Origin of the sequence: Aquimarina sp. EL_43 (assembly GCF_943422735.1) — a bacterium.
Classification (GTDB): domain Bacteria; phylum Bacteroidota; class Bacteroidia; order Flavobacteriales; family Flavobacteriaceae; genus Aquimarina; species Aquimarina megaterium.
The window spans coordinates 2,458,216-2,471,853 of the sequence record NZ_CALSBR010000001.1; the positions used below are offsets into that span (position 1 = coordinate 2,458,216).

At 31.5% G+C, this 13,638-nt stretch carries 11 protein-coding genes; 5 read left to right on the forward strand and 6 right to left on the reverse strand.

Features of this window, described 5'->3' with window-relative positions:
• Positions 1-77: 77 nt before the first annotated feature.
• On the forward strand, positions 78-617 hold the full coding sequence (locus NNL09_RS10540) for a thioredoxin fold domain-containing protein (RefSeq protein WP_025667583.1): 540 nt from the start codon (positions 78-80) through the stop codon (positions 615-617).
• A 489-nt stretch (positions 618-1,106) separates the two neighbouring features.
• The gene (locus NNL09_RS10545) at positions 1,107-2,378 is read left to right on the forward strand and encodes a serine hydrolase (protein ID WP_196911152.1); all 1,272 of its coding nucleotides are present in this window, start codon (positions 1,107-1,109) and stop codon (positions 2,376-2,378) included.
• Between the two features lie 13 nt (positions 2,379-2,391).
• On the opposite strand, the gene NNL09_RS10550 is transcribed toward NNL09_RS10545, so the two are convergent.
• On the reverse strand, positions 2,392-4,437 hold the full coding sequence (locus NNL09_RS10550; protein WP_196911151.1) for a ComEC/Rec2 family competence protein: 2,046 nt from the start codon (positions 4,435-4,437) through the stop codon (positions 2,392-2,394).
• A gap of 192 nt (positions 4,438-4,629) precedes the next feature.
• Positions 4,630-5,145, reverse strand: coding sequence for a C40 family peptidase (locus NNL09_RS10555; RefSeq protein WP_025667586.1), 516 nt, complete (start codon positions 5,143-5,145; stop codon positions 4,630-4,632).
• Positions 5,146-5,377: 232 nt separating this feature from the next.
• On the opposite strand from NNL09_RS10555, the gene NNL09_RS10560 reads away from it, so the two are divergent.
• On the forward strand, positions 5,378-7,588 hold the full coding sequence (locus NNL09_RS10560; protein ID WP_196911150.1) for a response regulator: 2,211 nt from the start codon (positions 5,378-5,380) through the stop codon (positions 7,586-7,588).
• A 4-nt stretch (positions 7,589-7,592) separates the two neighbouring features.
• Here NNL09_RS10560 and lpxB read toward each other — a convergent pair whose 3' ends face one another.
• The 3 genes from lpxB to surE all read right to left on the reverse strand — a co-directional run bounded on the left by lpxB (position 7,593) and on the right by surE (position 9,906).
• Positions 7,593-8,708, reverse strand: a complete 1,116-nt coding sequence (gene lpxB / locus NNL09_RS10565) for a lipid-A-disaccharide synthase (RefSeq protein WP_025667588.1) — start codon at positions 8,706-8,708, stop codon at positions 7,593-7,595.
• Between the two features lie 126 nt (positions 8,709-8,834).
• The gene (locus NNL09_RS10570; protein ID WP_025667589.1) at positions 8,835-9,131 is read right to left on the reverse strand and encodes a hypothetical protein; all 297 of its coding nucleotides are present in this window, start codon (positions 9,129-9,131) and stop codon (positions 8,835-8,837) included.
• Positions 9,124-9,906: a 5'/3'-nucleotidase SurE gene (gene surE / locus NNL09_RS10575; RefSeq protein WP_025667590.1), complete on the reverse strand. Its 783-nt coding sequence runs from the start codon at positions 9,904-9,906 to the stop codon at positions 9,124-9,126. The genes NNL09_RS10570 and surE overlap by 8 nt, the downstream gene beginning before the upstream one ends.
• A gap of 259 nt (positions 9,907-10,165) precedes the next feature.
• Here surE and NNL09_RS10580 point away from each other — a divergent pair, with 259 nt between their 5' ends.
• On the forward strand, positions 10,166-12,301 hold the full coding sequence (locus NNL09_RS10580; protein WP_025667591.1) for a carboxy terminal-processing peptidase: 2,136 nt from the start codon (positions 10,166-10,168) through the stop codon (positions 12,299-12,301).
• Between the two features lie 7 nt (positions 12,302-12,308).
• Positions 12,309-13,421 carry an ABC transporter permease gene (locus NNL09_RS10585; RefSeq protein WP_196911149.1) on the forward strand — a complete coding sequence of 371 codons (1,113 nt, stop codon included), beginning with the start codon at positions 12,309-12,311 and terminating at the stop codon, positions 13,419-13,421.
• 60 nt (positions 13,422-13,481) lie between these two features.
• Here the strand turns inward: NNL09_RS10585 and NNL09_RS10590 are convergent, their stop codons facing one another.
• Complete coding sequence (locus tag NNL09_RS10590; protein ID WP_159099227.1) at positions 13,482-13,637, reverse strand: hypothetical protein; 156 nt, start codon at positions 13,635-13,637, stop codon at positions 13,482-13,484.
• Position 13,638 lies beyond the last annotated feature (1 nt).

Consider the following 13,638-nt stretch of genomic DNA (forward strand, 5'->3'; position numbering starts at 1 on the left):
CTTGCTTCCCAAAGGCAAATGAATTTTTTAATAAGGAATAATTTTTGTTTCCGACTAGTTATAAAAATTTAAGATTTATGAAAAACCTACTTTTTATTTTCGGATTTCTGCTAAGCTTTTACACTCAAGCACAGGAAATCAAATGGATGTCTATGAATGATGCTTTAGAGGCTCAGAAAAAAGAACCTAAAAAGATCTTTATGGATGTATATACAGATTGGTGTGGGCCTTGTAAGCTTCTGGATAAAAAAACGTTTCATAATAAGGATGTAGTTTCTTATGTAAATAAAAACTACTATGCAGTAAAGTTTAATGCAGAAGGAACAGAAGAAATAAAATACAATGATTTCACCTATACTAATCCAAATTATAATCCGGACAGGAAAGGAAGAAACAGTCAACATTTTTTTGCAAATGCGCTCAAAATAACTGGATATCCTAGTATGGTATTTTTTGATGAAAAAGGAAACCTTATAGCTCCTGTAGTAGGTTATAAAACACCACAACAGTTAGAGATATATCTTAAGATGATCCATAATAACGATTATAAAAAGTTAACCAGTACAGATGCTTGGCAGAAATATGAACGGTCTTTTGTAAGTACTTTCGAGAATTAATACAGATTACTATATTTTTAAAAGCCTCCATTTTGATCATATGATCAAAATGGAGGCTTTTTTATGAATACAATTAGCTACAAAAAATATATTTATCTGTAGATTTGTGTATTTTGTCTTGTTTTTTTGTCTTTTTATCGTAAATTGGCCATGATAACATTCAAATAGAATGTTTTTTGTTTTTACGGAAGATTTTTCTTTCAAATTCAAAAATTGAGAATGATTTTGATATTAAGCTTGTATGTAACCAGCTTTTGTATTTATAGAATTAAGTCAATTCAGAATACATTAGTCCTGATTCTAAATAAGGATAGTACAATTAATTGAAGATCCATTCGTTAGTTAATAATAAACCTAAAATAATACCCAAATCTGATTCAAGAAATGAAAATAAAACTAATCTAGCTTAATTCAATTTTAATACCTACTCTATAAATTGTAATTGCTTTTTTGATTTTATTCATACTTTTTTGAATTGTAAACCTACTTATGAAAAGAATACTAGTCATAGCTGTCCCATCTATGTTGTTTATTGCGCTACTTTTTTCTTTTGTTTCAGCAGAACAACCAGAATTACCTCAAGAATCTCAAGCTATTCAAATATCCCAACCAGCAGAAATTTATTTTCCGAATTCAGATAAAGAACGATTGGCAGATTCTATCCAGGCGTATTTTAAAAAGGCAATAGATCAACATCAAATTGTAGGAGCGGCTGTTGCTATTGTAAAATGTGATTCTATTATTTATGTAGATGGTTATGGTAAAAGGAATATCGCTTTAAAAGACAAGATTAATAAAGAAACCATCTTTAGAATTGGTTCGGTTTCTAAAGGTTTTGCAGGTATTCTTACAGGAATTCATGTAGAAGAAGGCTTAATAAATTGGGAAGATAAAATTGTAGATTATGTTCCAGAATTTCAAATGGCTAATAAAGAACAAACTAAAAAAGTAACTTTATCTCATGTGTTGTCGCATACTGCAGGTTTACCATACCATAGTTTTACCAACCTTGTAGAAGATGGATTACCGATAACAACAATTGCAAGCTATTTTAAAAAAGTACTTCCTATTGATCAACCAGGTAATATATACAGCTATCAAAATGCTGTTTTTGCATTAAGTGGTAAGGTGATAGAACAAGTTACTGGTCAGTCTTTAAGAGAGGTTATTCAAAATAGAATTTTTGAACCTCTACAAATGACTTCTGCTTCGGCAAGTTATGAAGCTCTTAAGGAGTCTGATAATGTGGCACAACCACATCAGCGTATTAGACGTGGGTGGCGACCTACACGTATTAATAAAAAATATTATACCAATGCTATTGCTGCGGGAGGAATTAATGCAAGTATAACAGATATGGGGAAGTGGATGAAATTTTTGCTCGGGAATAATCCAGAAGTAATGATGCCTAATACAATGCGTACTGTGTTTAGTCCAAAAATACAAGTAGGAGGAAGAAGGCAGTATTATCAAAAGTGGCCAGGGTATTCAAAATCTTCCTATGGTTTAGGATGGCGTGTACATTCTTTTGTAGATGCTGATACTAAAGAACCAAGTACTATCGTACATCATGGAGGAAGTGTTAATAACTATAGAAGTGAGATTGCAATTTACCCTAACGAAGATTTAGGAATCTGTGTGCTCTTTAACAGTCAAAATAAATTGGCCAAAGATTGTATACCGACAATCTATAAAATGATACAAGAGATAATGACGACTCAGAAGGATCAACTACTAAAAGAATCTTTAGTGTTATTATAAGATTTTGAGAAGATTATTTTAATATAAATGCTCCCTTTTTATCTGTACGATGAAAAGGGATTTTTTGTTTTTTACAACTGATTTCCCACTGATCGATATAACTTTTATAATTGCTCGCATCTACAACGATTTGTTTTGGATGCAAACTATCTATTACTCTATCCAGATGAATTTTTGGTGAATTAGACAAAATAATAATATCAGGATAAAAACTTTTGATAGCATAGATTGAAGTACTATCAATAACCATAATCGTTTGTTTTTTATATTGATAAATGTTTTTTAATTGCATAACTGTATCTAAAGTAGCCTGATTCTTAGTAAGATAATTGCCAAATAAAAAGTGCTGAGTTTTTACTGCAATAGAATCTTTACTGTATATTCTAAATTGCTGGTTTTCTAAGATTCCTAGAGTAGTATTACGTTGGTTATGAAATACAATTAGTTCTTCTAGATTCGAAATAACATACTTTTCATATATTAAAACAGAGAACAGTGTAATTATTGATACTCCTAACCCATACAATTTTTTCCTTTCATATTTTTTGAACATCATGACCAAAAGAATAATAGTCAAGTATGAGACGATACACATACTGGTCGAGAAAGGAATATTTTTAATAACAAAGCTTTCTTGATTAGCTATCCATTCAATAATAATGTTCATGATGTTAATGCAATCACCAAATAAAGTTGCTATAGATCCAGGGAGAATATTTAAATAAGCGAGTAGAATGACCAAAATACCAAACCCAAGAATACCTCCCAAAAAAGGAAGAATAATAAGATTAGACATAAAAAACAAAAGAGGAAACTGATGAAAATATAATAATGTGAGTGGTAATAATCCAAGTTGAGCAGCCATAGTAACTGTAAATGTTTCCCAAAGTTTTTTAGAAAGATAAAATCGAGGTCTATATATTTTGAATAATAGTGGTTGTATCCAGGCTATCGCAAAGACTGCTAAATAACTTAATTGAAATCCTACCGAGAACAATAGTAAAGGATTAAAACAAATGAGTATAAATAGAGAAATAAACAATGAATTGTAAATACTTGTTTTGGATCTAATTTTTATTCCTATAGCAAGAAAAGAAAACATAGTGACTGCCCTAAGTACCGAAGGGGATAATCCCGCAATAATTGCAAAACACCAAAGTGATAAAATAGTGAGAATTAATTTGATTATTTTTCCGTTTTTATGATACCTGTTAAGAGGTTTTAAGATTAAATTTAATAGGAGTAAAATGATTCCGACATGAAGTCCCGACACTGCCAAAATATGAATAGCTCCAGCATCTCTATAATTGTCAAAAACATCTTGACTTATATCTTGTCTTTGTCCCAAAAGCAAAGCATTAATAATGGATAACTGTGTGGAGTTAAAATTGTATTTCGATAGTTTTAAATTACTGGTTTTTCTGATTTGATTTGCTAGATAACCCAGAGAATATTCGATTTTATGGTTATCAATGAGTTGATGAGGTAATACAACGATCTTATGAGATATGTATTGAGTATGTAAATATTTTGAATAATCAAATTGGTATGGGTTTAAAGCACGAGGGATAGGTTTTAATGCGGTAAATGTGGTATATGTATTGCCTATGTCCAAAACATTTTGTGTGCTATCTTTTGTGACCTGAAGTAATATTTTACCATGTACAGCTTTACCATCTACAAGTTTGATAGAGGCAACGTATTTATTATAGTAGGATGAAGGTTTTAATCGTTCTTTAATATAAAATTGAATTCCTATATCATAGGGTTGCTCTTTTAGATTTATGTGATTGCTGTAGTGGTTGGGATAGTTCTTTGGGTTGTGGATTTTGACTAAAGCGATTCCGAAAATGATAAAAACAATCACCGTTATAATAACAAAAGAATGCCCTTTGCTAAACATCCTTTTTGATCGTTTCCATGAAACGCCAAGTATACATATAGAGATTGAGAAACTTAATACTACAATTTCGGGAACAATAGTCAAACGACACCCCATGAGTATGCCAAGTAAGGTCGAAATAGTGATGACTATAAAAGGAATATTAATGAGTTTCACATTATAGACTTAATAAAGGATTATGTTGAGTAATTATTAATTACTCAAAAATGTTTATAGTACAATGATAAGAGACCCTAGTTTCATTTTTCGGAACTGGGATTAATAACAGAAGTAGAAACAATGCTGTTCAGAAAGAAGGGAGAATTTGTTAAGAGGATGATTTATGATTTACTAAGCAAATACTGTTAGCTATAAAACTCTTCTGGCACCGGCAAAGCATTTGTTCCAGTATTTCTCATCAAGACTTGATATGATAACTCCTCTTGATGTAGATGCATGAATAAACTTAATGACTCCTTTAGTCTCAACTACCAGTCCTACATGAGAAATAACATTTTTTCTTTTATTGGTTTTAAAAAAAAGCAAATCACCAACGTTTACTTTTTTTAATGATATAGCCTTCCCTTGTGTGGCCATAGTTTTAGAAGTTCTAGGAAGAATAATATTCTCTTTCTTAAATGAAGTATATACTAAGCCAGAGCAATCCATTCCTTTCCTTGTAGTACCTCCAAACTTGTATCGGGTGCCACCAAAGGTTTTAGCATAACTCACAATACTTTTAATTTTTTTGGAGTTGGGACTTCTAGTTGTTTTGACTTTAGCAGTAGTTCTATTTTTTGAAGATATAACCGCTTTGTTTTTAGAAGAACTCCCACAAGAAGTTAAAGCTATAATAATTAAAAGATAAAAGATTACTCTTTTCATTAGACTTGGGTTTATAACAAAAATACATGTTTTTAGTCAAAATCTTCAAGAGTTTAAAATTGTTTAAGAAGCTTGCAATTTTTATTATTGTCATAAATAAGCGTTTTGTCCTAGTATAAATTATTGTTTATGTCCTGGAATTACGGCTTTTACGGTATTTGTTTAAGGTTATGGAGTAAAAGACAATATAATTTAATATCTTATTAGTTAAATACTTATTAATATTCTTCAGATGAAATTGAAGGTACTTCTATATAGTGCGTGTTTTTTAATGCATTTTGCTATTATCCCTTTGTCTGCGCAAGTTGCTGATAAAGAGGTGAGTTCAGATAGTATAAGAGAAATTCTGGAAGAATCTTCAAGATCATTTTCAACACAAACAAATGAAGGAAAAGAAAAGGGAATCTATTTTTTAGAGCTTGCAGAAAAATTGATAAAAAAAGTTAATGATCCCTTGCTTGAAATTCATATTAATAGAACGAAAATAGATTTTTTTCTTGGTACACGGGATACCATTAGAGTTGAAGAATATTTAGCCAAAAATCTAAAAATCATTAAACAAATAGATAATAAAAGACAGCTAGGGTTGTATTATGAAGGGCTTGGAGTACACAAATCTATGCAGGGGAAAAAGGAAGAAGGGTATCAAGCTTACCTTATTGCAGAACAACTATTAAGGAAATATGGGAAAACTGAAGATGTGATTGATATCAATTACAACCTTAGTTCGCGATATATGAAAGTAAAAAGATGGAATGAGGCTATTGAGCATGCATTAAAATCGACAAATGCAATAAGAAAAACAGGAGTTAAACAGGATAGAAGAAAGAATTTAAATCTGTTTTTGACAGAAAGTTATATCAATTTAGAAGAATTTGAAAAAGCAGAACTCTATTTTGACACTATTGAAAAGGAAAAATCTGCTTATTCTGGAGATTTGAATTTTGAAGGAAGATTATATTCGAATAAGGGATTGTATTATGAGAAAATTGGAGATTATAAAAAAGCAGCACTTTTTTATAGTCAATCCTTCAACAATCTTTTAGAATATCACAGTCAAAGAACAAGAGAAGTAAGCACCACGCTTGCATTATCCAATCAATTAAATCTGAAAGAAGAAGAAAATAAAAGAATAAAACTAGAAAATGATTTAAAAGCAGAACAATTAAGAAATAGAGGCCATATTATTTTATTAAGTGTAATAATTATTCTGGGATTAATTCTAATGAGTATAATTCAATACAGGGTCTCTTTATATAAAACGAAAATAAATAAATTACTTCAAAAGAATTATGAAGAATTAATAGAAGCTAATCAAAAAGTAGACGAAGCACTAGAAGCGAAGTCAGAGTTTTTAGATTCGGTAACTCATGAACTTCTTACTCCTTTAAATACAATAAAAGGCACGACATTTTTACTGCAAAAAGAAGAATTGACATCGCATCAGGTAAATCAAATGAAGTTAATCAATTTGTCTAGTGACTATTTATTAAACCTAATTGCAGATGTAATCCACTTAAATGATCTTGAAAAAGGAAAACTAGAACTAAAAAACGAGAAATTTGATCTAAGAGCGTTATTGAATAACTTAGTAGATTCTTCTGTGTTAATGAAGGATAATAATAATGAAATTCATAAAAAAATTGATAGCAATATTCCTGGTGATCTAAAGGGAGATGTTCTTAGGGTTTCTCAAATCTTCTTAAATATATTGGATAATGCTTTAAAATTTACGAGAGACGGAGATATTTATGTTGAGGCCTTATTGGTTTCGAAAATAGGTGATATAGCAGAAATAGAGTTCTCCATTCGAGATACGGGCATAGGCATGTCAGAAAAACAGATTAGTAAGGCTTTTGAAGCTTTTCATCAAGGATCAGTTAAAATCAATAGAAAATATGGAGGTACAGGACTAGGATTGTCGATCGTAAAAAAAATACTGAAATTACAAGGAAGTGATGTTGTTTTAAAGTCTAAACCAGGAAAAGGAACTTTGGTTTTATTTACGATGAAATTTGATATTCCTAAACAAGTAATAGAAAAAAATATTTTCTCGGGAAACGGTTATGACGAATCACCAGAAGGAATTAATGTTCTATTGGTTGAAGATAATAAGGTAAATCAATTAATTACAGAAAAGATAATTTCGAATTATGGCTTTTACTGTGATTCTGCTAATGATGGAAAGGAAGCAGTAGATATGGTTAAGAAAAATAAATATTCTATGATCTTGATGGATATTATGATGCCAAAAATGGATGGTTTTGAAGCTACAAAATATATAAAACAATTTGATAAGGGAATACCAATAGTTGCATTAACAGCAATATCCGAGAAATTGAACAGAGAAAAATTTAATGAAGTAGGAATATACACTGTTCTTAATAAACCAGTAGACCCAGAATTGCTTTACGAAACTATTATGGTGTGTTGTGATAAATAGAAAATCAATTTTTTATAGACTCTACAATTAATTTTGCAGTCTTATCATTAGCCCCTCTACCGCCAAGCTTTTTTTCGAGATCATAATACTCCAAAAACATAACTGCTCTTTTATAATCATCAATTATTATAGTAAGCTCTTCTTTAAGCCTTTTAGGATTAAAATCACCCTGTATTAATTCGGTTACAACAGGTTTATCCATAATTAAGTTTACCAAAGAAATATAATCAAGGTTAATAATTCGTTTTGCAATTTGATAAGAAATAGAGTTCCCTTTGTAGCATACTACTTCTGGCACTTTAAATAAGGCGGTCTCCAGGGTTGCAGTACCCGAAGTTACTAAGGCAGCATTACTAAGGCTTAATAAATCATACGTTCGATTCATAATTAAGTGAACTCCTTGTTTTTTAATAAAGGGAGCGTAGAAAGAAGCCTCCTGGCTTGGTGCTCCTGCAATGACAAACTGATAATTAGGAAAATCGTCTACAACAGTAAGCATAACCTCAAGCATTTTACGAATTTCTTGTTTTCTACTTCCCGGAAGTATAGCAATAATAGGTCGATCATCCAAATTGTGTTCAGCCTTAAAAGTTTCAGGCATGATTTGTTTATGATCTGCAATGGCATCTATTAATGGGTGCCCTACAAATTGAACCGGAAACTCATGTTTATCTTCATAAAAAGATTTTTCGAAAGGTAGAATTACGTACATCATATCCACACATCGTTTGATAGATTTTATTCTTCCTTCTTTCCAGGCCCATATCTGGGGAGAAATATAATAATGTGTTCTGAACCCTTTTTCTTTAGCCCATTCTGCAATACGCAAATTAAACCCTGGATAATCTATAAATACAATTACATCTGGCTGAAAACTTGTAATATCTCGTTTGCAAAGTTTTAGGTTTTTAAGGATAGTAAACAAGTTTAATAAAACCTCTACAAATCCCATAAACGCCAAATCTTTATAGTGTTTTACCATCGATCCACCAACAGCCTGCATAAGATCCCCACCCCAGAATCTAAACTCTGCTTGAGGGTCTTCTTTAAGAATTGATTTCATAAGATTTGCACCGTGTAAATCTCCAGATGCTTCTCCTGCGATGAGGTAGTATTTCATGTTTTTTAATTTTCTAAAGGGCAGACAAAATATCGAACAACTACAAATTTAATGTTTCCGAAGTATCAAAAACTAACATTTACGTTATCGATTTTATCTAAAAAATATGATATTATCTTTTTAAGATCACCCAAATTTACTAATTGCAATACAAATAGCCGCAATAAGCGTAGCAAGAAGCACGCCACGAGCTCGATATATATTATTTTTTCTTAAAAAAAGAAAGAAAATAAGTAAATTAGGCATCGCTCCTAGAGCAATTAAGCTTCCTAAAGAGTCATTCTCTGCAGAGGCTTTTATCATTTCTGTAAATGATAATCCCTGAGAACTTAGTGCAGAAAAAATAAATACGCATATGATAAACCCTATTATATTCGTAAGTAAGCCGATTGTAAAACCAATAATAATCTCTTTTTTAATCATGTAATGACCAATTGTTTAGTTCTTGTATAAAGTGATGAGCGGTAAGATCAAATTGAGTAGGTACTATAGAGATATAGCCGTTATGTAATGCCCATTCATCAGTATCTTCTCCTTTATCTTCGTTAATAAATTCACCAGAAAGCCAATAATATTCTCGCCCCATAGGGTTTATTCTCTTATCAAATTCTTCTACCCAATGAGCATTCGCTTGGCGACAAATTTTTATGCCTTTTATATCCTCCTGAGTTAATTTTGGAATATTCACATTAAGAACTACTCCTTTGGGTAACCCATTTTTGAGGACATTTTCTACAATAATTTTTACATATTTCTTCGAAGGCTCAAAATTGGCATCCATACTATAATCAAGTAATGAAAACCCAATGGCAGGAATTCCTTCAATACCAGCTTCGACAGCAGCACTCATTGTACCAGAGTAGATTACATTAATTGCAGAGTTTGAACCATGATTAATCCCACTTACGCATAAATCGGGTTTCCTGTCAAGGATTTCACGAGATGCCATTTTTACACAATCTACAGGAGTACCAGAGCAGCTATATTCTTTTTGTGGAGCATTTTTATTAATCACAACAGGGTCGCAATAGAGAGTGCTGTTAATTGTAATAGCATGTCCCATTCCACTTTGTGGACTATCGGGGGCAACTACCACAACATCACCAATTTCATTCATAACATCTATCAGTGCACGTATTCCCGGGGCAGTGACTCCATCGTCATTAGTAACTAAAATCAGTGGTTTTTTTTGCGGCATGGCTTTAAATTTTACGACAGTAAAAATACACTTTTTTTATGCGAAATAAGCATTACTAAAAAAAGCAATATTTACTAAAAAGGCAATGCTAAAAATTTCATTAAAAAAATATAAAACTATAAATACAAACAGATGAAGTTTTATGAGAATAAAGAGTAAGAAATAATATTAGCTCATTTAAGAAAAATTTAGTAATATTACCTGTTATTGGCACGATTTTTAATGTATTTTGCCTAGAATCCCTAAATTAAATGAGCGTATGAAAAAGAGTTTTTTGATTTTGATGCTTACCGTGATCGTTTCGGCAGCTTCTTGCAGTTTTACCACAAAGGTCGAAAATGATCCTGATAAAGATAAATTGCTAATTGATTTAATAAGTTATGTCTTAGGTAAAGGACATTATGATGCGAAGGATATAAATGATGATTTTTCTAAGGAAGTTTTCTCTGATTATGTTGATGCCTTAGATCCTCTGAAACGATATTTTTATAAAAGTGATATAGAAGAATTTAAGAAGTTTGAAAAGCTGATTGATGATGAGATCAGAAATAAAGAAATTACGTTCTTTAACCTAACTTATGACCGTTTACAGCAACGAATGGCAGAAGCTAGAACATTACATAAAGAAATCCTGGAACAACCTTTTAATTTCGAAAAAGACGAAAGTATCGATACAAATTATGAGAACTTACCTTATGTAGAGAGTAAAAGTGAAATGAAAGATCGTTGGAGATTGCAACTTAAATTTAATGCATTATCCAGCTATTATGATAAAGTTGAGGAACAAATAGATTCTGTTACCAAAAACAGTAATTATAATCGTAAAACCTCGATCGTTTTAGAAAAAGAATCTCGTGAAATTACAAAGACTTCACTAAAAGAATATTTTGAATTTGCAGATGATTTAGAACGAAAAGATTGGTTTTCGATATACATCAATTCTATTGTAGAAGAATTTGATCCTCATACCTATTATTTTGCACCTCAGGATAAAGATAGGTTTGATATAGCAATGTCTGGAAAATTAGAAGGGATCGGAGCCAGATTACAAAAGAAAAATGATAATGTAAAAATAATAGAAATCATTTCTGGAGGCCCTGCATGGAGAGGTAATGAAGTTGAAGTAGGGGATCTTATTATGAAAGTAAAACAGGAAGATGAAGAAGAGCCTGTAAGTATTGTGGGAATGCGCCTTGATGATGCTGTAAGTTTAATTAAGGGACCAAAAGGCACAAAAGTAATGCTAACTGTAAAAAAGGTTGATGGTACTATCGAGATTATAGAGATTGTTAGAGATGTCGTAGAGCTCGAAGAGACGTATGCAAAATCATCTATAGTTAAAAAGAATGATAAAACATTTGGTGTCGTTAATTTGCCAAAGTTTTATTTTAACATGCAAGATTATAATCAACGTAACGCTGCCAAAGATGTAAAACAAGAAATTATCCGTCTTAAAGAACAAGATATGGATGGTTTGGTAATCGACTTACGAGATAATGGAGGAGGTTCTTTACAAACTGTAGTAGATATTGCAGGATTATTTATTGAAAAAGGCCCGATTGTACAAGTTAGAACAAAAGGAGAATCTCCAGAAGTTTTAAGTGATAAAGACAGAAATATACTTTGGGATGGTCCATTAGTTATTTTAGTAAATGAATTATCTGCTTCTGCTTCAGAAATTTTAGCTGCTGCGATGCAGGATTATAAAAGAGCAATCATTATAGGAAGCAAACAAACTTATGGTAAAGGAACGGTTCAAAATGTAATGGATCTTAATAGATGGATGCGTAGTAATGATTTTGGAGATCTCGGAGCTTTAAAACTAACTACTCAAAAGTTTTATAGAGTTAATGGAGGTTCGACACAATTAGAAGGTGTAAAAAGCGATGTTGTGGTTCCAGATCGTTATAGTTATATTGATATTGGTGAAAAAGATCAGGAAAATCCACTACCATGGGATAAAATAGCTGCCGCTGATTATGATCTTTGGGATGGTTATATCGATTTTGATCAAACCATCAATAACAGTAAAGAAAGAATGTCTAAAAATGATCAATTAAAATTAATTGAAGAAAATGCAAAGTGGGTTAGACAAAAAAGAGATATAAATAAATATTCTTTACAGTTTAGTAAGTATAAGCTAAATATTGCACTTAACGAGAAACAAGCAGAGCGTTTTGATGCGATTAATGATTATACGACTAATTTAACTTTTCAATCTTTACCTTATGAAAAGGAATTGATGAAAAAGGATTCGATTCTAACAGAAAAAAGAAAAAGATGGCATGAAAGCCTTAGTAAAGATGTTTATGTAGAAGAGGCAATTAGTGTTCTTGAAGATTTGAAGATTAATAACATTCGAAGATCTAAAAATCCACTTACGGTAAAGAATTAATATATTAATGCCCAAAGCAAAATCAAACTCTTTAAGTATACTGGCGCTCCAAAAATTCAAGAAGAATTTTTGGGGCGTCTTGAGTTTTTATTTTATTGTTCTTTGCGCAATTATAGCGATTTTTGCTTATGTATTGGCTCCTGATGATTCTCAGAACGCAAATCAGATGCATTTATCAATTCATTCTAAACCTCCTGGGTTTGAAGTTAAAATGCTTACTATTCCTTCTCAGGACGTGTCTGATCAATCCTTTTTAAATAGAATCTTTTTTGGAGAAAAAAATACAGATACAGAGATTCCTATTGATCGATATACCATACAAAATAATACAATAGAAATTTCCCCTTATAGTGAGGGAGAGGTTATAGAACTGTCAAAAGAAATCAAATTTGAACATTTTCCCAGAGGATTAACATCGCAAGAAATAACTGATACCTATATAAAAACACAAACCTTTATTCTAGGTACTGATAAATACGGAAGGGATCTGTTAAGTAGAATGTTGGTTGGTATTAGAATTTCATTTTCTATTGGCTTTGTGGCTGTGCTAATTTCACTGATCCTTGGGATATCATTAGGTGCTATTGCCGGATATTACGGAGGTAAAGTAGATGCTATGATCATGTGGTTAATAAATGTTACCTGGTCAATACCTACGTTATTATTAGTTATTGCTATTACTTTGGCTTTAGGGAAAGGTTTTTGGCAGGTTTTTATTGCAGTTGGCTTAACAATGTGGGTAGAAGTAGCTCGTGTGGTTAGAGGACAGGTATTAAGTGTAAAACAAATGCAATATGTGACTGCTGCAAAAGCATTGGGTTTTACCAATTTTAGAATTATTACAAAACATATACTACCCAATAGTTTAGCACCGGTAATTGTAATTTCTGCAGCAAACTTTGCAGGAGCTATTCTTATCGAAAGTGGTTTGAGTTTTCTAGGAATAGGAGCGCAACCACCAATGCCAAGTTGGGGAGCAATGATCAAAGATCATTATTCTTATATCATCCTAGGTAAAGCATACCTTGCTATTATACCTGGATTAGGTATTATGAGTCTGGTAATGGCATTTATGCTAATAGGAAATGCACTTCGAGATGCTTTAGATGTAAAAGAGTAAAAAAAATCAGGAGAACTGAATTCCAACTCTCCTGATTTATAACTAACTTGTTATATTTTATTATGCGAGGTGACAATAACCAATAAAACAAAGATAGTAATCATCATCAGGACAATCTGATCTCCCTCTACACGGGATGCCACCCCCGTTAATCGTTTGCTGTTGTTTTTTGTTTAATTCTTGTACTGTGTCAAGATTTAAAATACTTTGTAACATA

Bases quoted from the DNA above. Each gene is read 5' to 3' on its own strand.
- NNL09_RS10580 (WP_025667591.1), top strand. From the start codon at position 10,166: ATGAAAAAGAGTTTTTTGATTTTGATGCTTACCGTGATCGTTTCGGCA.
- NNL09_RS10545 (WP_196911152.1), top strand. From the start codon at position 1,107: ATGAAAAGAATACTAGTCATAGCTGTCCCATCTATGTTGTTTATTGCG.
- lpxB (WP_025667588.1), bottom strand. From the start codon at position 8,708: ATGAAATACTACCTCATCGCAGGAGAAGCATCTGGAGATTTACACGGT.
- NNL09_RS10570 (WP_025667589.1), bottom strand. From the start codon at position 9,131: ATGATTAAAAAAGAGATTATTATTGGTTTTACAATCGGCTTACTTACG.
- NNL09_RS10585 (WP_196911149.1), top strand. From the start codon at position 12,309: ATGCCCAAAGCAAAATCAAACTCTTTAAGTATACTGGCGCTCCAAAAA.
- NNL09_RS10590 (WP_159099227.1), bottom strand. From the start codon at position 13,637: ATGTTACAAAGTATTTTAAATCTTGACACAGTACAAGAATTAAACAAA.
- surE (WP_025667590.1), bottom strand. From the start codon at position 9,906: ATGCCGCAAAAAAAACCACTGATTTTAGTTACTAATGACGATGGAGTC.
- NNL09_RS10560 (WP_196911150.1), top strand. From the start codon at position 5,378: ATGAAATTGAAGGTACTTCTATATAGTGCGTGTTTTTTAATGCATTTT.
- NNL09_RS10555 (WP_025667586.1), bottom strand. From the start codon at position 5,145: ATGAAAAGAGTAATCTTTTATCTTTTAATTATTATAGCTTTAACTTCT.
- NNL09_RS10540 (WP_025667583.1), top strand. From the start codon at position 78: ATGAAAAACCTACTTTTTATTTTCGGATTTCTGCTAAGCTTTTACACT.